General features: G+C 71.4%; 20 protein-coding genes. 3 read left to right on the top strand and 17 right to left on the bottom strand.

The genetic code is table 11. From position 1 onward, the window contains the following. Window positions 1-94: 94 nt before the first annotated feature. The 6 genes from gatB to ligA form a co-directional block, all read right to left on the bottom strand. Window positions 95-1594, bottom strand: a complete 1500-nt coding sequence (gene gatB / locus KBX08_RS03650; RefSeq protein ID WP_210781079.1) for an Asp-tRNA(Asn)/Glu-tRNA(Gln) amidotransferase subunit GatB — start codon at window positions 1592-1594, stop codon at window positions 95-97. Window positions 1595-1921: 327 nt separating this feature from the next. Then, window positions 1922-3313, bottom strand: a complete 1392-nt coding sequence (locus KBX08_RS03645) for an AAA family ATPase (protein ID WP_210781078.1) — start codon at window positions 3311-3313, stop codon at window positions 1922-1924. Window positions 3314-3324: 11 nt separating this feature from the next. Continuing rightward, entirely contained in the window at window positions 3325-4818 is a 1494-nt protein-coding gene (gene gatA / locus KBX08_RS03640) for an Asp-tRNA(Asn)/Glu-tRNA(Gln) amidotransferase subunit GatA (RefSeq protein ID WP_210781077.1), read from the bottom strand. Beyond that, entirely contained in the window at window positions 4815-5120 is a 306-nt protein-coding gene (gene gatC / locus KBX08_RS03635; protein ID WP_091393256.1) for an Asp-tRNA(Asn)/Glu-tRNA(Gln) amidotransferase subunit GatC, read from the bottom strand. Before gatC ends, gatA begins: the two co-directional genes overlap by 4 nt. A 145-nt stretch (window positions 5121-5265) precedes the next feature. After that, window positions 5266-7944 carry a GGDEF domain-containing phosphodiesterase gene (locus KBX08_RS03630; protein WP_210781076.1) on the bottom strand — a complete coding sequence of 893 codons (2679 nt, stop codon included), beginning with the start codon at window positions 7942-7944 and terminating at the stop codon, window positions 5266-5268. 156 nt (window positions 7945-8100) lie between these two features. Beyond that, the gene (gene ligA / locus KBX08_RS03625; RefSeq protein ID WP_210781075.1) at window positions 8101-10236 is read right to left on the bottom strand and encodes an NAD-dependent DNA ligase LigA; all 2136 of its coding nucleotides are present in this window, start codon (window positions 10234-10236) and stop codon (window positions 8101-8103) included. A 557-nt stretch (window positions 10237-10793) separates the two neighbouring features. Here ligA and KBX08_RS03620 point away from each other — a divergent pair. After that, complete coding sequence (locus KBX08_RS03620) at window positions 10794-11330, top strand: type II toxin-antitoxin system PemK/MazF family toxin (protein ID WP_210781074.1); 537 nt, start codon at window positions 10794-10796, stop codon at window positions 11328-11330. A gap of 112 nt (window positions 11331-11442) precedes the next feature. Here KBX08_RS03620 and KBX08_RS03615 read toward each other — a convergent pair whose 3' ends face one another. From KBX08_RS03615 to KBX08_RS03585, 7 genes are all read right to left on the bottom strand, one after another. Then, entirely contained in the window at window positions 11443-12453 is a 1011-nt protein-coding gene (locus KBX08_RS03615) for an ADP-ribosylglycohydrolase family protein (RefSeq protein ID WP_210781073.1), read from the bottom strand. Between the two features lie 30 nt (window positions 12454-12483). After that, window positions 12484-12849 carry a VOC family protein gene (locus KBX08_RS03610; protein ID WP_210781072.1) on the bottom strand — a complete coding sequence of 122 codons (366 nt, stop codon included), beginning with the start codon at window positions 12847-12849 and terminating at the stop codon, window positions 12484-12486. A 36-nt stretch (window positions 12850-12885) separates the two neighbouring features. Then, complete coding sequence (locus KBX08_RS03605) at window positions 12886-13890, bottom strand: methionine synthase (RefSeq protein ID WP_210781071.1); 1005 nt, start codon at window positions 13888-13890, stop codon at window positions 12886-12888. A 37-nt stretch (window positions 13891-13927) separates the two neighbouring features. Beyond that, a complete protein-coding gene (gene mnmA, locus KBX08_RS03600) occupies window positions 13928-15001 on the bottom strand; it encodes a tRNA 2-thiouridine(34) synthase MnmA (protein WP_210781070.1) in 1074 nt (357 codons plus the stop codon). A gap of 178 nt (window positions 15002-15179) precedes the next feature. Next, a complete protein-coding gene (locus tag KBX08_RS03595) occupies window positions 15180-16355 on the bottom strand; it encodes a cysteine desulfurase family protein (protein ID WP_210781069.1) in 1176 nt (391 codons plus the stop codon). 105 nt (window positions 16356-16460) lie between these two features. Then, window positions 16461-17114, bottom strand: a complete 654-nt coding sequence (locus KBX08_RS03590; protein ID WP_210781068.1) for a class F sortase — start codon at window positions 17112-17114, stop codon at window positions 16461-16463. After that, entirely contained in the window at window positions 17111-17941 is an 831-nt protein-coding gene (locus KBX08_RS03585) for a DUF4397 domain-containing protein (protein ID WP_210781067.1), read from the bottom strand. Before KBX08_RS03585 ends, KBX08_RS03590 begins: the two co-directional genes overlap by 4 nt. 230 nt (window positions 17942-18171) lie before the next feature. Here KBX08_RS03585 and KBX08_RS03580 point away from each other — a divergent pair, with 230 nt between their 5' ends. Together KBX08_RS03580 and KBX08_RS03575 are read left to right on the top strand one after the other, a co-directional pair. Beyond that, complete coding sequence (locus tag KBX08_RS03580; RefSeq protein ID WP_210781066.1) at window positions 18172-18774, top strand: RNA polymerase sigma factor; 603 nt, start codon at window positions 18172-18174, stop codon at window positions 18772-18774. Further along, window positions 18728-19561, top strand: coding sequence for an anti-sigma factor (locus KBX08_RS03575; protein WP_210781065.1), 834 nt, complete (start codon window positions 18728-18730; stop codon window positions 19559-19561). The genes KBX08_RS03580 and KBX08_RS03575 overlap by 47 nt, the downstream gene beginning before the upstream one ends. Before the next feature lie 92 nt (window positions 19562-19653). Here KBX08_RS03575 and KBX08_RS03570 read toward each other — a convergent pair whose 3' ends face one another. From KBX08_RS03570 to KBX08_RS03555, 4 genes are all read right to left on the bottom strand, one after another. Continuing rightward, the gene (locus KBX08_RS03570; protein WP_091393283.1) at window positions 19654-20613 is read right to left on the bottom strand and encodes an electron transfer flavoprotein subunit alpha/FixB family protein; all 960 of its coding nucleotides are present in this window, start codon (window positions 20611-20613) and stop codon (window positions 19654-19656) included. 14 nt (window positions 20614-20627) lie between these two features. Beyond that, window positions 20628-21407, bottom strand: a complete 780-nt coding sequence (locus KBX08_RS03565; RefSeq protein WP_124862320.1) for an electron transfer flavoprotein subunit beta/FixA family protein — start codon at window positions 21405-21407, stop codon at window positions 20628-20630. 187 nt (window positions 21408-21594) lie between these two features. Continuing rightward, a complete protein-coding gene (locus tag KBX08_RS03560; RefSeq protein WP_210781064.1) occupies window positions 21595-22008 on the bottom strand; it encodes a hypothetical protein in 414 nt (137 codons plus the stop codon). Further along, on the bottom strand, window positions 22005-22802 hold the full coding sequence (locus KBX08_RS03555; RefSeq protein WP_210781063.1) for a GNAT family N-acetyltransferase: 798 nt from the start codon (window positions 22800-22802) through the stop codon (window positions 22005-22007). Before KBX08_RS03555 ends, KBX08_RS03560 begins: the two co-directional genes overlap by 4 nt. Window positions 22803-22812 lie beyond the last annotated feature (10 nt).

Here is a 22812-nt window from a genome sequence, read left to right as displayed (position 1 = left end):
CCTCGCGAGGGGTGCGGGGTGGCCGCGTAGTCGACAGGGGGGTTGCGGAAGGCCGCCGCCGGGTCGCGGCGGCGGCCTGCTGCGGGTGGGTCTCTCAGCCCTGGACGCCGAGTCGCTCCAGGATCAGCTCACGCAGGGTCTTCGCGTCGGCCTGACCACGGGTGGTCTTCATGACCGCGCCGACCAGCGCGCCGACCGCCGCGACCTTGCCGCTGCGGATCTTGTCGGCGATGCCGGGGTTCGCGGCGATCGCCTCGTCCACGGCGGCGGTGAGCGCGCCGGTGTCCGACACGACCTCCAGGCCCCGGTTGGTCATGATCTCGGTGGGCGATCCCTCACCGTCGACCACGCCCTCCAACACCGTGCGGGCCATCTTGTCGTTGAGCTTGCCGGCGTCGACCAGCCCCTGAAGCTCGGCGACCTGCGCGGGGGTGGCACCGATCTCGGCCAGCTCCACGCCGCTCTCGTTGGCCCGGCGGGACAGCTCACCCAGCCACCACTTGCGGGCCGCCGCCGGGGTGGTGCCGGCGGCCACGGTGGCCTCGATCAGCTCGACCGCGCCGGCGTTCAGCACCGACTGCATGTCCAGGTCGGAGAGGCCCCACTGCTCCTGGAGCCGACGCCGGTGCACCCGGGGCAGCTCCGGCAGTGCGGCCTTCAGCTCGGCGACCCAGGCCGGGTCCGGGGCGATCGGCACCAGATCCGGCTCGGGGAAGTACCGGTAGTCGGTGGCCGTCTCCTTCGAGCGACCCGGGGTGGTGTCACCGGTGTCCTCGTGGAAGTGCCGCGTCTCCTGGGTGATCCGGCCGCCCGCGTCGAGCACCGACGCCTGCCGCAGCATCTCCGAGCGGACCGCCCGCTCCACCGACCGCAGCGAGTTGACGTTCTTCGTCTCGGTACGGGTGCCCCACTCCGCGCCCGGCAGGTTGAGCGAGGTGTTCACGTCGCAGCGCAGCGAACCCTCCTCCATCCGCACGTCGGAGACGCCGAGGGTGCGGATCACGTCGCGCAGCTCGGCGACGTACGCCTTGGCCACGTCGGGGGCGAGCGCACCGGTGCCCGTGATCGGCTTGGTGACGATCTCGACCAGCGGGATGCCGGCCCGGTTGTAGTCGACGAGCGACTCCGTCGCGCCGTGGATGCGGCCGGTGGCACCGCCGACGTGCAGCGTCTTGCCGGTGTCCTCCTCGAGGTGCACCCGCTCGATCTCGATCCGTACCGTCTCGCCGTTGACCTCGACGTCCAGGTAACCGTCGACGCAGATCGGCTCGTCGTACTGGCTGATCTGGAAGTTCTTCGGCATGTCCGGGTAGAAGTAGTTCTTCCGGGCGAACCGGCACCACTCCGCGATCGAGCAGTTCAACGCCAGGCCGATCCGGATGATCGCCTCGATGGCCGCCTTGTTGGCCACCGGCAGCGAACCGGGCAGACCCAGGCACACCGGGCAGACCCGGGTGTTCGGCTCGCCGCCGAAGTCGGTCGGGCAACCGCAGAACATCTTGGTGTTCGTGCCCAGCTCGACGTGGGTCTCCAGGCCGATCACCGGTTCGAAGCGCGCAACGACCTCGTCGTACGCGGGCAGTGTCGTGGTCATGAGACGCTCCAGGCGCGATCCGGGACAGAACCTGTCCAGCCTAATGGGGTTGCCCGATCAATCCTCGGCCGGGTTTCTTCCGGCGTGCGTGGCGTCACCGACGGTGGGGTACGAGGGAGAAGCTCGCCGGATTCTGCTCGACGAGTCCGATGACATTAGCAATCGAGCACGGCCCTCTTCGATCGCGTAACGGCTGAACGTCAGCGACCTCGACCGCGTCCTCGAATTCCGTCAAGCAGATCTCGGTCAACGCCCTGGCAAGCAGCCTGGGAAGAAACTGGTCATCGGTGACGCCCTCGGAGACCAACGCGGAGGTCAGGTAACGCATCAGTTGTCCAACTCCGCCATGACCTCGAACTCAGCGATTTCTCTCGGGCTCACCACACTCCCGACATCCAACGCGTCCTCGATCGTGAGCTGCCGTGCCCCCGCAATCGCCCTCCACCGACTGACCCGGCTGCGGGCCTGGCCGCGTTGCACGCGACTGACGACGTCCATGAAGACCGCGTCGGTCCGCAGCCGGGCGTGGGCGGGTTCCAACGCCCGCAGGATCGCCGGCGAGTGACTGCTCAGTATGAGCTGAGTAAGAGCGGTGCCCTCGGCTCTAGCGTCGATGGCCCTATCGACGAGGTTCCGGAGGTACCTGACGAACTGCGCGAGCCGTTGCGGGAAGATGCCGTTCTCAGGCTCTTCGAAGCAGATAAGACCGGCACCCCTGGGATCGTAAAGTGCCGCCAGCAGGGCGATCGCCCGGAGGGTTCCGTCCGAGGCCACCCTGGCGGAGAACGGCGCTTCCTCCCGAGTCAGCACTTCCACCTGCCGCTGTCGGCGGGCCTCGTCCTCAGCAAGGCGAACCCGGATGACACCCGGGATGACGGCGGCCAAGTCAGCGGACAGGTCGTTCAGCGCCCCTTCCGGCCTGTCGTCACTGCCGGTCTCATCCGCCAACCGCCGCAGCGTGTTGGCCAGGTGACCTCCGTTAGCCGCGAGGCCATCGGGGTCGTCGTAGGAATCAGGGGCACGGAGCGCGCTGGGATCCAGGTGCAGCAGACGCCACGACTGCATCTCCCGCTTGAGCGCGTACAGCAGGGGGAAGTCGGTGGCCGTGGTCAGGCTGGACAAGACTGTGGCGGTGGCAGCCGTCGCAGGAAGCCGACGCTTGCGCCCCTGATTGCCCTGCTGCCTGATGCTGAAGACCGGCCTGTTCTGCTCGTCCTGCTCCGTCTCCAACGGATCGGCACCGGTGCGGTAGGCCGCCAACCGCTTACGCTGCTCGGCGTCGAACCGGGCGACCCAGGTGTCGTCCGCCCGGCGGATTCTCCGAACCGCCTCACGGACGACATACGGCCGCTGCGTCCCGCTGTGGCCGGTCGACCTGAGTTCAAGCGTCAGCTCATAGCGAAGCCGCGAGTGGTTGACCTCGGCCGTGTCACCAAACGCATCGGTAACCGATCTGTCGAGCAGCACTTCCACGGCAAACGACATCACCTCGACCGAGGATCCGTCGGTGTGCTTGTGAAACAGATCCACGATGTCGCCACGCATGTGTTGGGCGGCCTCAAGAACCGGGTCGCCGGCCAGCCGACCGAGGAACTGAATGGCGTCGAACAAGTTCGACTTGCCTGCCGCATTCCGGCCGATGATCACAAGGAAGGGCGGGATGTCCAACGAGAAATCACGGAAAGACTTGAACCCGTCAATCTCGATCCGCGTCAGCATCCCGCCCGCCCTCAGAGCGCCGGCGGGGTGAACGTGCCGACTGCGGACTCCAACGCGGCGGCGACCCGGTACATCCGGTCGTCGGCCATCGTCGGGGCCATCACCTGCAGACCGACCGGCAGCCCCTCGGAGAGCCCACAGGGCACCGAGATGCCCGGCCCGCCGTACAGGTTCGTCGGAATCGTGTACAGGTCGGCCAGGTACATCTGGTACGGGTCGGCGGTCCGCGCGCCCATCGGGAACGCCACCGACGGGGTGGTCGGCGAGATCAGCGCGTCGACCCGCTCGAACGCGGCGGTGAAGTCCCGGGTGATGAGCGTCCGCACCTTCTGCGCCTGCCCGTAGTACGCGTCGTAGTAACCCGACGACAGCGCGTACGTGCCGATCATGATGCGGCGCTTGACCTCAGGGCCGAAGCCGGCCTCCCGGGTCAGCGACATGACCTCCTCCAACGACCGGTTGCCGTCGTCGCCGACCCGCAGGCCGAACCGGACACCGTCGAACCGGGCCAGGTTGGAGGAGCACTCGCTCGGGGCGATCAGGTAGTACGCCGGCAGGGCGTACGCGAACGTCGGGCAGGACACCTCGACGACCTCGGCACCCATCTTGGTCAGCGCGTCCACCGACTCACGGAACGCGGCCATCACACCCGGCTCGGCGCCCTCGCCCACGAACTCGCTCACGATGCCGAGCCGCACACCGGTCAGGTCACCGGTAGCGCCGAGCTTCGCCGCCGCCACCACGTCCGGCACCGGCTGCGGAATCGAGGTGGAGTCGCGCGGGTCGTGCCCGCCGATCACCTGGTGCAGCAGGGCCGCGTCGAGCACCGTACGGGCACACGGGCCGGGGGTGTCGAGCGACGAGGAGAAGGCCACCAGCCCGTAACGGGAGGTGCCGCCGTAGGTGGGCTTGGCGCCCACGGTGCCGGTGACCGCGCCGGGCTGACGGATCGAGCCGCCGGTGTCCGAGCCGATCGCCAGCGGCGCCTCGTACGCGGCCAGCGCGGCGGCGCTGCCACCACCCGAACCACCCGGGATCCGGCTCAGGTCCCACGGGTTGTGCGTCGGGCCGTACGCCGAGTATTCGGTGGAGGAGCCCATCGCGAACTCGTCCATGTTGGTCTTGCCGAGCATCACGGTGCCGGCCTCCCGCAGCCGCTGCACGATCGTCGCGTCGTACGGCGGGCGCCAGCCCTCCAGGATCTTCGACCCCACGGTGGTCGGTACACCCCGGGTGGCGAGCACGTCCTTGACCGCGACCGGCACACCCGCGAGCGGGCCCAGCTCCTCGCCGGCGGCCCGGCGCTCGTCCACCGCGCGGGCCGCGGCGAGCGCGCCCTCGGTGTCGACGTGCAGGAAGGCGTGCACCCGGTCGTCGACCGCGGCGATCCGATCCAGGTGCGCCTGGGTCACCTCGACGGCGGAGGTCTCGCCTCCGGCGACCAGGCTCGCGATCTCCGTCGCGGTCATTCTGGTCAGATCGCTCTTGCCGGTCAGCTCGCTCATGAGGCCACATCCTCGGTCAGGATCCGCGGTACGCGGAACCGCTGGTCCTCGGCGTCGGGCGCGCCCGACAGCGCTTCCTCCGGGGTCAGGCACGGCGTGACGACGTCCTCGCGGAAGATGTTGGTCAGCGGCACCGAGTGCGAGGTCGGCGGGATGTCCGCGGCGGCGACCTCGCCGACCTGGGCGACCGCCTGGAGGATCACGTCGAGCTGGCCGGCGAACGTGTCCAGCTCCTCCTCGGTGACGGCGAGCCGCGACAGGCGCGCCAGGTGCGCGACCTCCTCGCGGGAGATGGCGGCCATCCGTGCCCCCTTCTGAATTCCTGCTGGTCGGGCGGTGTGCCGGCCGCGCGACAGGTGGAGCGTGACACGCGGTGACCGGAGCGAGTCTATTGTTCCGCTCGGGTGCCGCGTCCCCGACTCCCCCTCCAGCGACCCTCGTGCCGGGTCAGCGGGTGGGACGGCGAGCGACATCCGGCTGCGGGTGCCCGCCGGTCGGGCGGACCGGCCGGTACCGGGCCAGCCAGGTGACCAACTCCTCGGCCGGCATCGGCCGGGCGTAGAACCAGCCCTGAGCGGCGTCGCAGCCGGCGGCGTGCAGCATCCGCCAGGTCCGCTCGTCCTCGACACCCTCGGCCACCACCCGCAGCCCCAGCGCGCCGGCCAGCTCGATCATCGACCGGACGATCGCCGCGTCGTCGGCGTCGTCGGCCATGCCGAGGACGAACGACCGGTCCACCTTCACCTCCGCCAGCGGCAGTCGGCGTAGGTGCTGGAGCGAGGAGTAGCCGGTGCCGAAGTCGTCCAACGCGATGGCCACCCCGATCCGGTGCAGCCGGGAGATGGTGGCCAGCACCCGACGCGGATCGGCCATCAACGCGCCCTCGGTGATCTCGACCTGAAGCCGCTCGGCCGGAACCCCGTGGCGGGCCAGCCGGTCGGCGATCTGGTCGGCGATCTCGCCGGTGTGCAGGTCACGCACGCTCACGTTCAGCGCGGCACGCAGGCCGATGCCGGCCGCCGACCACCTGGCGAGCTGCTCCACCACGTCGTCGACGACACGACGGGTGAGCAGTCGCATCACGGCGCTCTGCTCGGCGACCCGGATGAGTTCCTCCGGGTCGACCATGCCCCGCCGGGGGTGCCGCCACCGCAGCAGTGCCTCCACGCCGACCACCTCGCCGGTCGCGATGGCGATCTGCGGCTGGTAGTACATGGTGATTTCCCCGGCGTCGTCGGCCGGCTCGTCGTCCGCGTGGGCCCACCCGGTCGGTTCGAGTGGCTGCCCAGGCGTACCCGGCCCGACGTCCCGCCGAGCCCCGCTGCGCCCCTTGCCCACCGCGCTCCCGTTCGGGGACCGCCCACCGATCCCGCCGCCGGCGCGCCGCTCCCGGACCGGGCCGGAACGGGTGCCGGCGACAGTGGCACGGGTGTTGCGGCCCCGGATCGGGTCGGCTCCGGTGGCGATCCGGTTGATCAGCTCATCGGAGTGCACCAGCTCGGCGTCGGCGCGCCGACGGCGTGCCCACCACCGGGCAGGTCCCGGCCGTGCTGTGGCGACCGCCGACGCCGGGCCCGCCGCTGCTGCGGACCGGTCCGACGCCGCGGTGGGCAGCGCGCTCTCGGCCGGGGCGCCGGTGGGCAGCGCCGCCCCGTCACCGCCGCGCACCTCCCCCGACGCGACAAGGGGTACGTCGGCCGTCCGCTCGGCGTGGCTCGGCACGCCGTGCCGGCCGTTCCCGTCCGGCGCCGCACCCTCGCCCTGGCCCTGCACTGCCGACTCGGCGTCGGCGTCGGCCTCGAACGGCCCCTCGGTCGAGGGGCTGGCCTCCAGTACGCGGCGCAGGTCGGCGAGGAGACCGAGTCGCTCGGCGGAGTTGTGGTCGGACTCCGGGGCGTACACGGCCACCGTGTCGTTGCGGTGTTTGGCGTCGTACATCGCGACGTCGGCGTGGCGCATCAGAGTGGCGAAGTCCTCGCCGTGCTCCGGGAAGAGGGCGATCCCGATCGACCCGCCCACGTCCAACGGCAACCCGTCGAGCGGCACCGGCTCGGCCAGCGCCTGGACCACCCGGTCGGCCAACTCCCGCGCCTGACCGACGTCGGTCAGCCCGGTCATCACGATGGCGAACTCGTCACCGCCCAGCCGGGCGATCATCTGTGGCCGGGGCTGCATGTCGGTGAGCCGGGCGCTGACCTCGACCAGGAGCCGGTCGCCCACGGCGTGCCCGAGGGCGTCGTTGACGTTCTTGAAACGGTCCAGGTCGATCAGCAGGAGCGCGAGCTGCCCGTCGGGTTCACCACGGGCGGTCCGCTCGGCATGCAGGTGCACCTGTTCGGCCACCTCGGCCAGCAGGGCCTTGCGGTTGGGCAGCCCGGTCAGCGGGTCGGCGGCGGCAAGGTGCTGCTGTTCGTTTGTCAACCGTGCCATCCGGTAGACGGCGAAGAGCGGCACCAGCACCAGCGGGATCAGTGCGGCGCTGACCCGCGCCGCCGCGACCAGCACCGGGGCGAGCAGCAGCAGTGAGCCGGTGGAGAGCAACTCGAAGCCGAGGCCCTGGCGGACGGTGGGCCACCAACGGTCCCCGAACCGCAGCCGCACCGCCCAGCTGACCAGCCCGTAGTTGACGACGAACCAGGCCAGCGCGGCACCGCCGACGGCGGCCACGTCGGTCCAGTGCAACCGCCCACCGGAGAAGATGGTGCCCGAGCCGAGCTGGATCACCCCGTACGCGGCGGCGAGGGCGCACGCGTACTGGCCGACGTTGAACGCCGTGCGCCACGCGGCGTGCCGCATCCGCCAACCCGAGACGACGACACCCACCGCCTGCACCACCACAGCCGGGCCGAGACCCCAGCCGAGCAGGATCGCGAAGGTGAAGCAGGTGGACGGGAAGACCGCCGACGTCTGCCGGCGCCCCGGTGGCACGAACGGGCGCGCGTCGCAGACCACGGCGAGCGCGGCCATCGTCCAGAACGCCACCGGCAACTCGGACAACTCGCCGGGGAGCGTCGCGAGTGGAACGGCGGCGGTCAGCGCGGCGACCGCCAGGATGCCGGCGACGAAGGCGGCGAACGGTGCGACCCGTCCCGCAGGCAGCGAGTTGCGTGGGTCGGCGACCTCCACCACACCTCCCGACCGACCATCGGCGTGCCGGTGCGCGCGCCGTGACCCAATGAAACGCCCTCGGCCCCCAGTTTCCCGGTATGACAGTCACGAATCGGTCGTAGTCGTAATTAAGTTGGTATACGCGGCCAGTCGCCGCGGAAGCTGTCGGCGGGGTCAACCGCCGAGCTGAGCGACCTCCCGGGCGGCGTCCGGGCCCGCGTCCAGCAGGAGCCGGAACCCGTCCTCGTCGAGCACCGGCACCTTGAGACTGGCGGCCTTGTCGGCCTTCGACCCGGGGTTGTCCCCCACCACCACGAAGCTCGTCTTCTTGGAGACCGACCCGCTGACCTTGCCGCCCCGGCTCTGCACGGCCTCGGCGGCCTGGTCACGCGAATAGCCGGCAAGGGTGCCGGTCACCACCACCGTCAACCCCTCCAACGGGCGAGGCCCCTCGTCGACCGCCTCCTCGGCCATCCGTACGCCGGCCTCGGCCCACTTGCGGACCACCTCGCGGTGCCAGTCCACAGCGAACCACTCCCGGATGCTGGCAGCGATGGTCGGCCCGACCCCGTCGACGGAGGACAGTTCCTCCTCGGTGGCCGCGTCGATGGCGTCCATCGAGCGGAAGTGCCGGGCGAGCGCCTGGGCCGCGGTCGGGCCGACGTGCCGGATGGAGAGCGCCACCAGCACCCGCCACAGGTCCCGTTCCCGGGCGACCGCGAGATTGTCCAGCAACTTGGTGGCGTTGCTGCCCAGGCTGCCGTCCTTGTTGACGAAGAAGGGCGACCGGGACAACTGCTCGGCGTCGAGTTGGAAGAGGTCGCCCTCGTTGGTGATGATCTGCCCGTCCAGCAGCGCGGCGGCACTCTTCATACCGAGCGCCTCAATGTCGAGCACCTTGCGGCTCGCCAGGTAGAAGACCCGCTCGCGGATCTGCCCCGGGCAGGTCCGCGCGTTGGGGCAGCGGATGTCGACATCGCTCTCCTTGGCAGGGGCGAGTGGCGTGCCGCAGGACGGACAGGTGGTGGGCATCACGAACGGGCGCGCGTCAGCGGGACGCAGGTCGACCACCGGGCCGAGCACCTCGGGGATCACATCGCCCGCTTTGCGCAACACCACCGTGTCGCCGATCAACACGCCCTTGCGTTTCACCTCGCGGGCGTTGTGCAGAGTGGCCTGGGCGACCGTCGAGCCCGCCACGTGCACCGGCTCCAGCACCGCGAACGGGGTGACCCTCCCGGTGCGTCCGACACCGACCTCGATGTCGAGCAGCTTCGTGGTGACCTCCTCCGGCGGGTACTTGAAGGCGATCGCCCAGCGCGGGGCACGACTGGTCGACCCGAGCCGGCCCTGGATGGAGACCGGATCGACCTTGACCACCACGCCGTCGATCTCATGCTCGACGTCGTGCCGGTGCTCGGCGTAGTAGGCGATGAACTCCGCCACGCCGGCCAGGTCCGGGACGACCCGCCACCGGTCGCTGGTCGGCAACCCCCACGACTTCAGTGCGGCGTACGACTCGGACTGCGCCGTGGGCTGGAACCCACGGCGGGCGCCGATGCCGTGCACCACCAGGCGCAGCGGCCGGGTGGCGGTGACCCGTGGATCCTTCTGTCGCAGGCTGCCGGCGGCTGCGTTGCGGGGGTTGGCGAAGGGAGCCTTGCCCTGCTCGACCAGACCCGCGTTGAGATCGGCGAACGCGGCGATCGGGAAGTAGATCTCGCCTCGGACCTCCACCAACTCGGGAACGTCCGGGAATTCGGCGGACGGGACGAGCTGGCTGGGCACGTCCCGGATGCTGCGCACGTTCGCCGTGACGTCCTCACCGGTACGCCCGTCGCCTCGGGTGGCGGCCCGGACCAGCCGGCCGTTCTCGTAGGTCAGGTTGATCGCCAGCCCGTCGACCTTCAGCTCGCACAGGTAGGGCACCGGGCCGCCCGCGTCCCGTTCGACCCGCTCGGCCCAGGCCGCCAATTCCTCGTCGGCGAAGGCGTTGTCGAGCGAGAACATCCGTTCGGCGTGGGTGACCGCTGTGAAGTCGGTGGAGAACGTGCCACCCACCCGCTGGGTCGGCGAGTCGGGCGTGCGCAGCGCCGGAAACTCCTCCTCCAGTGCCTCCAGCTCGCGCAACTGCCTGTCGAAATCGGCGTCGGGGATGGTCGGCGCGTCCAGCACGTAGTAGCGGTACTGGTGTTCGGTCAACTCCTGACTGAGCACGGCATGCCGTTCCCGGGCCTGCGGCGTCGGCTCAGCCCCGGCCGCCGCCTCCTGCGCCGGGCTGACCTGCTGACCGATCTGTTCCTCGGACACACCGCCACCTTCGGACACGCCTGCGACCTCCCTGATCACGCTACTCCGGCACCGTATCGGGCCGGTGGGACAATCCGCCGCCCGCCCGCGCCCGAAGCGACCCCGCCCTCACCCGCCTGCCTTGATCACTTGATGCTGGGTAGCTCGACACCGGCGCGTCAGACAGAGTGACTCTTCGTCAACCCCGCCCTGCCCCGCCGATCGTGGAGTAGTGGTGGGCGACAAAGCGCCTCAATCGCGCCAAAACAGGCACCACAAGTCCATGATCGACGAAGCCGGACCGCCCTCCTCCGCGATCTTGCGTTTCCTGTCGCGACATTAGGTGGAATTACGCGCATAACGGCGACCGAAAGTGCAAGATCGGCGCGGCGGGTCCTTCGGCCACCAACCGGGCCGCCGACCCAACGGTGCTACTCAGCATCAAGTGATCGAGGGTGACGGTGGGGTGGCTCGGGGCGGCGAGGCGGCTGCGGTGTGGTTGGCGAGCGGCACCGGCGGCGGCGTGCAAGGATCGCCGGACGGCGCGACCGGCGGGTCGCCGGGACGCGGAGGTACTGATGCCCGAGGCACTGCTCTGGGCGGTGGCGATCCTGCTGGCCGTGGCCACCGGCTGGGCGTGGAACAGTTGGCGGCACCGGGTGGCCAACCGGCGTCCGGGTACCAGGCCGGGTCGGGGCGGCACCGGTGGCCGTCGTTCCACCCCGCCGCGGCCCCGTGGCGCCGAACGGCCGTCCACCAAACCCCGCTCGCGCGACACCGACCGGCACGGCGACGCCCCGGCGCCCGGCGAGATCTGGTGGGCCGACGTGCCGTACGCCGACGGCAGCGGGTCGAAGGTGCGTCCGTGCCTGGTGCTGCGCGCCGACTCCCGGGGCGCCGACGTCCTGAAGATCACCAGCCAGGACAAGAGCGACCGGGACGACCACGTGCGGATTCCCACCCGGGACTGGGACCCGGGCGCGGAGCACGACAGTTACCTCAGCCTCACCGAGCCGATCCGACTCAGCTCGGGCGCCTTCGCCGACCACGCCGGCCGCTGCGACGCCGACCTGTGGCGGAAGGTCCGCAGCCTGCGCCACCTCCCCACCTCCTGACCACCCCTCGTGGCCGCTCATCGGTCATGATCCACTCGGGTTCCTGAAAGTCGCGGTGTCCTGAGCTCCCGGATGCCCCGGTCTACAGAAACCCGAGCCGAGCCGGGCCGGATCAGTCCCAGATCGCGCCGAGCGTGGCCAACTGGTCCGCGTACTCGATGCGGTTGGCCCATTCGCGCGGCCAGGCGGTCATGCCGACGGCCGCGCCCACGAACGCGCCGGCCAGGGCGGCGATCGAGTCGGAGTCGCCGGCGGTGGTCGCGCCCCGGGCCAGCGCCGCGACCGGGTCGTCGGCGTGCCGTACGGCGCAGAGCAGCGCGGTGGCCAGCGCCTCCTCGGCCACCCAGCCCTCCCCGGTGGCCCGACACGGGTCACCACCGTCGTCGGGTTGCGCCAGGGTTCTGGTCAGTCGGCCCAGCACCGCCAGGCACTCGTCCCAGCCCTGGACGATGAACTCCTGCGGAGAACCGGAACCGGCGCGCTGCCAGAGGTCACCCAGCCACCGCTCGGAGTAGAGCCGGCGCTGGGACAGGGCCCGCTCGGTGAGCACCGCGGGAAGGTCGGGCAGCGGAACGCCCGCACGCAGCACGAAGACCGCGTACGCGGTGAGTTCGCTGGCGGCCAGCCCGGTCGGGTGGCCGTGGGTCAGCCCGGCCTGCAACTGGGCCAACCCGGCGAGCGTGTCGAGGTCCACGTCGAGCAACCCGACCGGGGTGGCCCGCATGTTCGCCCCACAGCCCTTCGAGCCGACCACCGTCGCCTCCTGCCAGCGCACCCCACGGCTCAGCTCGGCGCAGGCGCGCAGGCAGGTCATGCCCGGGGCGCGGTTGTTGTCCGGGCTGACCGCCCAGGCCAGGAAGCGTCGCCGCAGCAGTGGCTCCACCGCCTCCGGCGTGAACGACGGCGCCTCGTGCAGCGCCCAACCCACCGCCAGTGCCATCTGGGTGTCGTCGGTGACCAGTGCCGGCTCGCCGGACAGCTCCCGTGGACCGGTCGGGCCGTACCGGCGCTCGATCTCGGCGACGGTCAGGAACTCGGTCGGCTTGCCCAACGCGTCACCGTAGGCGAGGCCGAAGAGCGAACCGGAGGCGCGAAGCGCAGGGGTGTGGATCACGGCGGCCATGATGCCTGGCCGCCGCAACCCACGGCCGGGTCAGTCCCAGCAGAGGCAGAACGGGTGGCCGGCCGGATCGGCGTAGACCCGGAAGCCCTCACCCTCACCTGGCAGCCGCCGTGCACCCAGCGCGAGCACCGCCTTCTCGGCGGCCTCGATGTCGTCCACCGTCACGTCGAGGTGGAACTGCTGTGGGCGCTCAGGATCCGGCCAGGCCGGTGGGCGCAGGTTGAGCGCCTGTTGAAAGGCGAGGCGTGGCTGGTGACCGGGCGGGCCGCCCAGCACCACCCAGTCGTCATCGGAGTCGCCCTCGGCGAGCGGCACGCCGAGCATCTCGGCGTAGAACGCCGCCAACGCCCGCGGATCCGGGCAGTCGATCACCACTGAACGCAGCTGTCCAATCATGACCGTCATCCTGCCCACCGGGTACGACAGGAAACCTCAGTCCTCGGCGAGGCGCCGGCCGGCGTCCCGGCACGCGGCGAGCACCGCCCGCGCGTACTCCGGGGTGGCGCCGGCGAGGCCGCAGGCCGGGGTGACCACCACCTGCTCGGCGAGTTGGCGACGAGGGAAGCCGAGGCGGTCCCAGACCTGGCGTACCCGATCGGCGATCTGCGCGGAGGTCGGCGCGCCACCGGCCGACGGCGGCCGGGTCGGCGCGACCCCGGCCAGCAACCCGAGGCCGGCGTCGATCGCCTCGCCCAGCGGGTCGAGCTTGGTGACCAGGTCCAGGTCGAGGGCGACAGCGACGGCGCCGGTGGAGCGGATCAGCTCCAGCGGCACCTCCGGGGCGCAGCAGTGCACCAGGGTCGGCACGCCGACCGCCTCGACGACGGTGCGCAGCAGCGCGGCGGCGTCCACCGAGTCGACCGCCCGGTACGCGCCCAGACCGCTCTCGGTCGGCACCCGCCCGGCCAGCACTGTCGGCAGTGACGGCTCGTCCAGTTGCAGCAGCACCGATGCCTGGGGCAGTCGGCGGGCGACCGCCGCGACGTGCGCGCGCAGCCCTTCGGCGAGGGAGCCGGTCAGGTCGCGGACCGCGCCGGGATCGCGCAGCATTCGGCCACCGATCGGCAACTCCAGGGAGGCGGCCAGCGTGAGCGGGCCGGCGGCCTGCACCTTGATCGGCCCGGCGTACCCCTCGGCCTGCTCGGCGAGCTGGTCCAGGTCGCGTTCCATCAGGTCGCGGGCCCGGCGCAGGTCGCGGCCCGGGCGTGGGGCGACCCGCCACCGCCCCGCGTACACCTCGACGGGCAGCTCGACGAGCAGCCCGGCGGACCGGCCGATCATGTCCGCTCCGGGGCCACGGGCCGGCAACTCGGGCAGGTGGGGCAGCTCGGGAAGCTCACCGAGGACCACCCGCTGAGCCTCGCCGATGTCGGTGCCGAGCAGCGAACCAATTCCGGTTGCCGCGCCGGCCGGCCAGGGCCACGCCTGATCTGTCACGGGCGAAGGCTATCCCGCGAACACCCGGGCCGTGCGGTCAGCCGGTGATGGTCGCGGAGCCGAGGACCACGTCGCCGGCCGGGTCCGGTCGGTACGCCACCACGGCCTGACCGGCGGCGACGCCGCGTACCGGTCGGCGCAGCTCGGCGTGCAGCCGGTCACCGTCGAGGGCAACTGTCGCCGGCACCACGTCGCCGTGCGCGCGCAACTGCACCTCGCACTCGACCGGGGCGTCCGGACGGGCGCCGCCGGTCCAGACCGGACGTACGGCGTGCACGTCGGACACGTCCAGGGCCTCGGCCGGGCCCACAGTCACCGTGTTGGTCTTCGGCGTGATGGAGAGCACGTAGCGTGGCCGGCCGTCCGGGGCGGGCCGGTCCAGGTGCAGCCCGCGTCGCTGCCCCACCGTGTACGCGTACGCGCCGCTGTGACTGCCGACCACCGCGCCGGTGGAGGCGTCCACCACCTCGCCGGGCGCCTCACCGAGCCGGCCGGCCAGGAAGCCGCGGGTGTCGCCGTCGGCGATGAAGCAGATGTCGTGTGAGTCCGGCTTGTCGGCCACGGCCAGGCCACGCTCGGCGGCCTCGGCGCGGACCTGCGCCTTGGTCGAGTCACCGAGCGGGAAGATCGACCGGTCGAGCTGCTCACGGGTGAGCACGGCGAGCACGTACGACTGGTCCTTGGCCAGGTCGACACTGCGCCGCAGCAGCCCGTCCGCGCCGAGGCGGGCGTGGTGCCCGGTCACCACCGCGTCGAAGCCGAGGGCCACCGCCCGGTCCAGAACCGCCGCGAACTTGATCTTCTCGTTGCAGCGCAGGCAGGGATTCGGCGTACGACCGGCGGCGTACTCGGCGACGAAGTCGTCGACCACGTCCTCGTGGAAGCGGTCGGCCATATCCCACACGTAGAACGGGATGCCGATCACGTCGGCCGCCCGCCGGGCGTCCCGGGAATCCTCCAGGGTGCAGCAACCGCGCGCGCCGGTCCGATAGGTCTGTGGGTTGCGGGCCAGCGCCAGGTGCACGCCTGTCACGTCGTACCCGGCCGCCACCGCTCGCGCCGCCGCCACCGCCGAGTCAACCCCACCCGACATCGCCGCCAGAACCCTCACCGACCCACTCCCCTTCCCCGTCCCCACCACAACCCTATCCACCAGCCCCGAGAACCCCCTGAACCCGTGCCCGCCCCGCCCACGAACCTTCGCGATCTTGCAGTTTCTGCGCCGACATATGCCACGCAAGGCGCGAAAGGCCAACCGAAAGCGCAAGATCGCGGGGGTTGGGCCCGGGTCAGCGGGGGGTGCGGAGGGCGGCGGCCCGACGGGCTCGGTCGACAGCTGCCGGCAGGGCCGCGATGAGGGCGTCGATGTCGGCCTGGGTGCTGGTGTGCCCCAGGGTGAAGCGCAGCGAGGAGCGGGCGCGGTCGTCGTCGGCACCCATCGCCAGCAGCACGTGCGAGGGCTGGGCCACGCCGGCCGAGCAGGCGGAGCCGGTCGAGCAGGCGATCCCCTGCGCGTCGAGCAGGAGCAGCAGCGCGTCACCCTCGCAGCCGGGGAAGGAGAAGTGCGCGTTGCCGGGCAGCCGATCGGTCGGGTCACCGTTGTAGATCACCTCGGGCACCGCCTGGCGGACCCGCTCGATCAGGTCGTCGCGGAGCGCGGCCACCCGGGCCGCGTACTCCTGCTGGCCCTTCACTGCCGTCTCCACGGCGACCGCGAAGGCGACGATGCCGGCGGTGTCCAGGGTGCCGGAGCGGATGTCGCGTTCCTGGCCGCCGCCGTGCAGCAGCGGCGTGGCCGGCACGTCCCGGGCGAGCAGCAACGCGCCCACCCCGGTCGGGCCGCCCAACTTGTGCCCGGTGACGGTCAGCGCGGCGACCCCGCTGGCGCCGAAGTCGACGGGCACCTGACCGACCGCCTGGATGGCGTCGGTGTGGAAGGGCACACCGTGCTCGGCGGCGACGGCGGCCAACTCGGCCACCGGCTGGACGGTGCCCACCTCGTTGTTCGCCCACATGGCGGTGACCACTGCCACCTGGTCGGCGTGCGCGGCCAACTCGGCGCGCAGGGTCTGCGGGTCGAGCCGACCGACGGCGTCCACCGGCAGCCAGCCGACCTCGGCGCCCTCGTGCTGGGACAGCCAGTCGACGGCGTCCAGCACCGCGTGGTGCTCGACGGCGCTGGAGACCACCCGGCGGCGGTCGGGCCGGGCTGATCGGCGGGCCCAGAAGATGCCCTTGACCGCGAGGTTGTCGCTCTCCGTGCCACCACCGGTGAAGATCACCTCAGAGGGCCGGGCGCCCAACACCGCGGCCACCTGTTCGCGTGACTCTTCGACCCGGCGGCGGGCACGGCGGCCCGCCGCGTGCAGGGAGGACGCGTTGCCGACCTCGCGGGCGGTAGCGACGTACGCCTCCAGTGCCTCATCGAGCATGGGAGTCGTCGCCGCGTGATCCAGGTAAGCCATCGCCGTTCAGCGTACGGCCGACACCTTGGGGACCGGATGCCGGAGGGGACTGCGCGCATCGGGCCGGGGCGGAACTCCACCCCGGCCCGATGCGCGTGGACCCGGTCAGGCGGGCACCGCGGTGACGACGATGTTGTCGCGGTACCTGCGCGCCTTGGCGTCGAACGGCCCACCACAGGTGATCAGGGTCAGCCGCGGCTTGCCGTCGCGGGCGAAGTACCGGTCCAGTGGGATCTTGGTCTTGGCGTACTCCTCCCGGGCGACGACCCGGTAGCGCCGCGCCTCGCCGTCGCTGCCGGTCGCTGTCAACGTGTCGCCCTGGTCCAGCTCACGCAGCCGGAAGAACGCCCCCTTGCCCTGCTTGGCGCTGTCCACGTGACCGGCGATGACGACCGAGCCGACCTCCGCCTCCAGGCCGGGGCCGTACCGGTACCAGCCGATCTGGTCGACGCTCGGCGGCACCTCGAACTCGTTGGTCCGCTCGTTGATGCCGACCGCGTTGACGGTGGCGGTGACGCCGATCGCCGGGATCAGCAGCCGCACCGGCGGGATGATCTTCGGGCCGGCGGGCAGTTCACCAGCGGTGACCGGCACAGACGGGGCACTGGCGGCGGTCGGTGCGGGGCTGGCCAGCGTGCTCGCCTCCTCGGCCCCCACCGTCCCGGCCGGCTGGTTGGCGCACGCCACCAGGGCGGCGGCGGTGAGCGCGGCAACGCCGGCGGCCAGGGCCGCCAGCGCGCCGCGATTGCGCACCGTCACGTGCGGCCCGTCCGCGCGGTCGCCATCCGCACCCCACCACCAAGCAGCAGGAGTACGCCGGCACCGGTGAGCACGTACCACCAGGTGTCCACGCCCGTGCCGGCCTGGCCGCCGTCACCGCTGGGCACGCCGCCCGGTGCGGAGTGCAGGCCGGTGATGGTCTGGGCCACCACGTCGAGGGTCTTGCCCTCGGCGGAGCCGATCGCGTAGACGATCGTGGCGGTGCCCTCCTTGAGGTTGAGATCCGCCGGGCCGATGGCCACGGTGTCGGTGCCGGCCAGCACCACGTCCGCCTTCACCTCGCCCGCGTCGACGTCGCCCTTGGCCTCGTTCGGGTTGGTGAGGTCCTCGAAGACCGGGGTGCCACCGGCGCGCACGTCGACCGCCGGGGCAGCGGCGGTGTGCCGGACGATCAGCCGCGCCTTGCCGGCGTCGACCTTCGAGACGTCGTTCACGAACGGGGTGATCTTCGGCTGGCCGGTGGCGTCGAGGTGGGCCGCGATGCTGATGTTCGCACCGCCCGGCACCGCTGCGTCGTCGACAGTGAGGATCGCGCTGCCGATCGGCTCGCCCGGCTTGGTGAGCGCGATGTCGTAGTCGCCCTCCTCCAGGTTCAGCGGGCCGGCGACGTCGCCGGGCTTGAAGTTGTCCAGCGTCTTCTTGCCGTTGACGTAGACGTCGACCGGGGTGTCCGGGATGCCGTGCACGATGGAGACCTTCGACGTGGCGGCGTACGCGGGGCCGGCGGTGAGGGCGCCGACGCCGGCGAAGGCCAGCGCGGCGACCGCGCCGCCCGCGGCGACCCGACGGAAGTACGAGAGCTGCATGTCTGCCTCCTGATATTTGGTGCTGATTCGTCAGGCCTGGCTTGCAGAACGGGTTACGCCGGCTGTCGGACGGGTGGATGCGCGCCGCAGGCACTTTTCTTTTCCGGCCCCGACCGCATCCGGAACGGGGTCGGGAGACGAAGAGCTGGTGAGATGACATCGACCGGGGAAGTGGGGCGGGGACTGTGGCAGCTACAGTCGGGCATGCCCCATCGAAGGCGAGCCGCCCGATGACGGCGCTACGACAGGAACCGGACCCTCCGGTGGACGACCTCGACCGCAGGTTCCGCGACGGCGACGACGTGGCGCTCCGCGAGGCGTACGACCGCTACGGTCGTGCCGTGCTCCACCTGGCCACGTCCATGCTGGCGAACCGCAGCGACGCCGAGGACGTCACCCAGGCGACGTTCGTCGCCGCCTGGCTGGGTCGCGACACGTTCGACCCGGCCAAGGGGTCGCTGATCGGTTGGTTGCTCGGCATCGGCCGGCGGAAGGTGATCGACCGGATGCGCGCCTCGGCCCGGGAGAGCCGGGTGGTGGAGACGGTCCGACAGCTGCCCGAGCCGGCGCAGACCCAACCGGACCCGGACCGCGTGGTGGACCGGTTGGTGATCGCCGACGAGCTGGCTCGTCTCCCGGACGACCAGCGACGAATGCTGGAGCTGGCCTTCTACGACGACCTGACACACCAGCAGATAGCCACTGTGACCGGCGTGCCGTTGGGCACCGTGAAGAGTCACATCCGACGCGGCATGGCGAGCTTGAAACGCAGATGGGAGGTGGACGGTGCAGCACCTGGACCACGACCGGCTGGTATTTCTGGCACTCGGTGAGAGCGAGGCGGACGACGGGGAGAGCACCCACCTCGGCACCTGCGCGCTCTGCCGCGCGGAGGTCGCGAGCCTTCGACAGGTGGCGGGGCTCGGCACCGAGACGCAGGGCCTGGCTGACCTGCCCGACCCGCCGGAGCACGTCTGGCAGGGCATCGAAGCCCAGGTCAGGGCCGCGGAGGCCGGGCCGTTGCTGACCGAGACCCGTCGACACCGGGTGCCCGAGCAGGCCGACCCCACGACCGCCGAGCAGGCCGAGACAACGACGGCCGAGCAGACCTTCGGCGCGGCGGCCGAGTCGACGGTGACCCGACTGGACCCGGCGCGGCAATCCCGCCGAGGTCGCGGCTGGTCCGGTTGGGTGGCCACCGCGGTGACCGCGGCCGCCGCCGCGGCGGTCGGCGTCGTGGGCACCGTCTCGGTGCTCCGACCGGACGATCCGACGCCCACCCCGCCGCCGGTGGTGGTGGCGAGCGCGCCGCTGGCGGCGTACGGGTCGACCCCGCCGACGGCCAAGGGTGACGCCCGGGTTCTGAAGGACGGCCAACTACATCTGCAGGTGGCGAATCTCCCGAGCGTCGCGGGGTACTACGAGGTCTGGCTCATCAATCCGACGACGATGGAGATGTTCTCGGTCGGCACCCTTGGTGGCGGCTCGGACGCGCTGCTACCCCTGCCCCCGAATGTCGACCTCAAGAGCTACTCGGTGGTCGACGTCTCCGCCGAGCAGTACGACAACAACACCCGCCACTCCGGCGACAGCCTGCTGAGGGGCTCTCTGACGGGCTGATCGGCGGGCCGGCTCAGCTCCCCGGCTCGCCGATCAGCTCCCAACGGCAGTGGCCGCCCGTGCGAACGGGCGGCCACTGACGTATCGCTGGCTTACTTGCGCTTGCGGATCTCCTCGGCGGCCTGCGGGACGATCTTGAACAGGTCGCCCACCACCCCGAAGTCGGCCAGCTCGAAGATCGGCGCCTCGCCGTCCTTGTTGACAGCGACGATGGTCTTCGAGGTCTGCATGCCGGCCCGGTGCTGGATGGCGCCGGAGATGCCGAGGGCGACGTAGAGCTGCGGGGAGACCGTCTTACCGGTCTGGCCCACCTGGAACTGGTGCGGGTAGAAGCCGGAGTCGACGGCCGCGCGGGACGCGCCGACGGCGCCGCCGAGCAGGTCGGCCAGCTCCTCGACCAGCTTGAAGTTGTCGGCGTTGCCGACGCCCCGACCGCCGGAGACGACCACGCCGGCCTCGGTCAGCTCGGGGCGGGAGCCCTTCTGCTCGGCGACCCGCTCGACGACAGTGGCCAGCTTGTCGGTGTCGGTGACCGACACGCTGAGCTGCTCGATCGCCGGGGTGGCCGCCGCCGGGGCGGGGGTGACCGAGTTGGGCCGGACGGTGACCAACGGCAGGCCCTTGGTGACCTTGGACTTGACGATGGTGGAGCCGGCGAAGGCGACCTGGGTCGCGGTGCCGTCGGCGTCCAGGCCGACCACGTCGGTCAGGATGCCGTTGTCGAGCTTGACGGCGAGCCGGGCGGCGATCTCCTTGCCCTCCTGGGCCGACGCCAGCAGCACGGCGGCCGGCTGCACCCGCTTGACCAACTCGGCCAGCACTGTCGCCTTGGGGGCCACCAGGTAGCCGTCGATCTCGTCACCCTCGGCGGCGTAGATCTTCTCCGCGCCGTACTCGCCCAGCTTGCCGCTCAGCGCCTCGGCGGCGCCGGCGCCGCCCAGCACCACAGCGCTCGGGGTGCCCAGCTCACGCGCGAGGGTGAGCATTTCCAGGGTGACCTTCTTGACGCCGAATTCCTTTGTGGCTTCGACGACGACGAGAACCTCGGACATGTCAGACCCCCCTCTCACACGAACTTCTCGGTGGCGAGGAACTCGACCAGCTTGACGCCGCCCTCGCCCTCGTCAGTGATCTTGGCGCCGCCGGAGCGCGGGGGGCGCTTGGTGTGCTCGACGACGGCGCTGGTGGCGCCGTCGAAGCCCACCTCGTCGGCCGCGACCCCGAGTTCGGCCAGCGAGAGCGTCTGCACCGGCTTCTTCTTGGCGGCCATGATGCCCTTGAAGGAGGGGTAGCGCGGCTCGTTGATGGTGTCCCAGACGGAGACCACGGCCGGGGTGGCAGCGGTGACCACCTCGTAGCCCTCCTCGGTCTGCCGCTCGACGGTCAGCGTGGCGCCGTCGACGGTGAGCTTGCGGGCACCGGTGAGCGCCGCGACGCCCAGCCGCTCGGCGATCATGTGCGGCATGACCTGGACCCGACCGTCGGTGGACTCGGCACCGCAGATGACCAGGTCGGCATTGAGCTGACCGAGCGCGGCGGCGAGCACCTTCGAGGTGGCGACGGCGCACGAGCCGTGCAGGGCGTCGTCCAGCACGTGCACGGCTTTGTCCGGGCCCATGGAGAGCGCCTTGCGGATCGACTCGGTCGCCCGGTCCGGACCCATGGTCAGGATGGTGACCTCGCCGCCGTGCGCCTCCTTGATCTTCAGCGCCTCCTCGATGGCGTACTCGTCCATCTCGTTGATCACGTTGTTCGCCGAACCGCGGTCGACGGTGTTGTCGTCATTGCGCAGGTTGCGGTCCGCGCCCGAATCAGGCACCTGCTTGACGAGTACGACGATGTTCATCGCGCTTCGACGACCCTCCTGTGTGGTGTTGCGATTCGCTCGCCCGGTCTGGGGCGCAGCGTCGCGCGTCGGTCGACGCCAGGTCAACCGAGGGCGGTTGTGCAGTTGCCCACGGCGCAATGTTACCTGCCAGTAGGTTGCGCTCCCGCAGCACTCAGAGTGACACAGCTCACCGACGCGTGGCCGGTCAGGCCGGCTCGGCCAACGCGACCCGGATCTGGTCGATGGCCGCCGCCTCGGCGGGCGCCACCCCGTCGTGCGCCCGGGCCACCTGGTCCGCCGCGGCCAACACCAGTTCGCGGTACGCGTCCACGTCCCGTGGGGACTTCTCACGCAGGATCCGCACAGCCTGCCCCAGCGCCGGCAGTACCACCGACTCGATCTCCAGCTGCGAGTCCCGGGGAAGTCGCGGAAGCGGGCCGGTGGTCAGCGCCTCCTTGACCGTGCCACTGGCGTCGGCCAGCGCGCCGGAGGCGGCGATGCTCTCCCGGATCACCCCCAGCACACCGGGGTCGGCGTTGGAGACCAGGAAGACCGCGCCGAAGGCACCCGTCTTGAGGGTCAGCCGCTCCTCGTCCGTCAACCGCTGTTCCATGATCACGGAGTGTAGACGTACGGGGTGGTGGTGGTGATCGGGACGAGACCGAGTCGCTCCAGGATCGGCCGGCTGTCCTCCGAGGCGTCGACCTGCAACAGCGTCCGGCCCCGCTGGTCGGCGAGCCGGGCCCGGTAGGTGACCAGCGCCCGGTAGATGCCCTTGCGACGCCACTGCGGCAGTGTGGACCCACCCCACAGGGTGGCGAAGCCGGTGTTCGGAGCGAAGCGCACCCAGCCGGCGCTCACCACCGTCGCGTCCGCCTCGGCCACCACCACTGTGATCGAGTGCGGGTCGGCGTCGATCTCCTTGGCCAGGCCCCACACCAGGTGCGACCGGTCCTCCTGCCAGACCTCCTCCTCCATGGCGGCGATCCGCTCCAGGTCCTCCCGGGACGTCACCTCACGCAGGCGTACCCCCTCGGGGACGACCGGCAGCGCGGCGGCGAGCGGCGCGACCGGGCCGACCACGACGGTCTCCCGGTCCTCCGGCACGAAGCCGGCCGCCCGCAGCCGGTCCGCCAGGTCCGCCGGTTCGTCGTGCTCGTTGAGCTTCCACTCCGCCGACTCGCCCCGCTCGCTGCACAACCGCACCTGCCGGGCGATCAGCTCGTCCAGCGCGTCGCCGGTCAACCCGCCCAGGTCGCGGTAGGTGATGAAGCCACCGGAGTCGAGCCCGGAGATCCGGACCAGCGGCCCGTCCCGCTCCACCGTCACCCCGGCCGGAACCGGGTCGGGGATCTCCGGACGGAGTTGGTTGTCGTAGGCGGCCCGGAGCGTCTGTACGTCGAGATCAGTCACCGGCCCAGGC

The sequence above is a fragment of the Micromonospora sp. H61 genome, assembly GCF_018070325.1.
GTDB classification, from domain to species: Bacteria; Actinomycetota; Actinomycetes; order Mycobacteriales; family Micromonosporaceae; genus Micromonospora; species Micromonospora salmantinae.
Note: the sequence above shows the minus strand (reverse complement) of the source record. Positions and strands in the feature narration are given on the sequence as shown.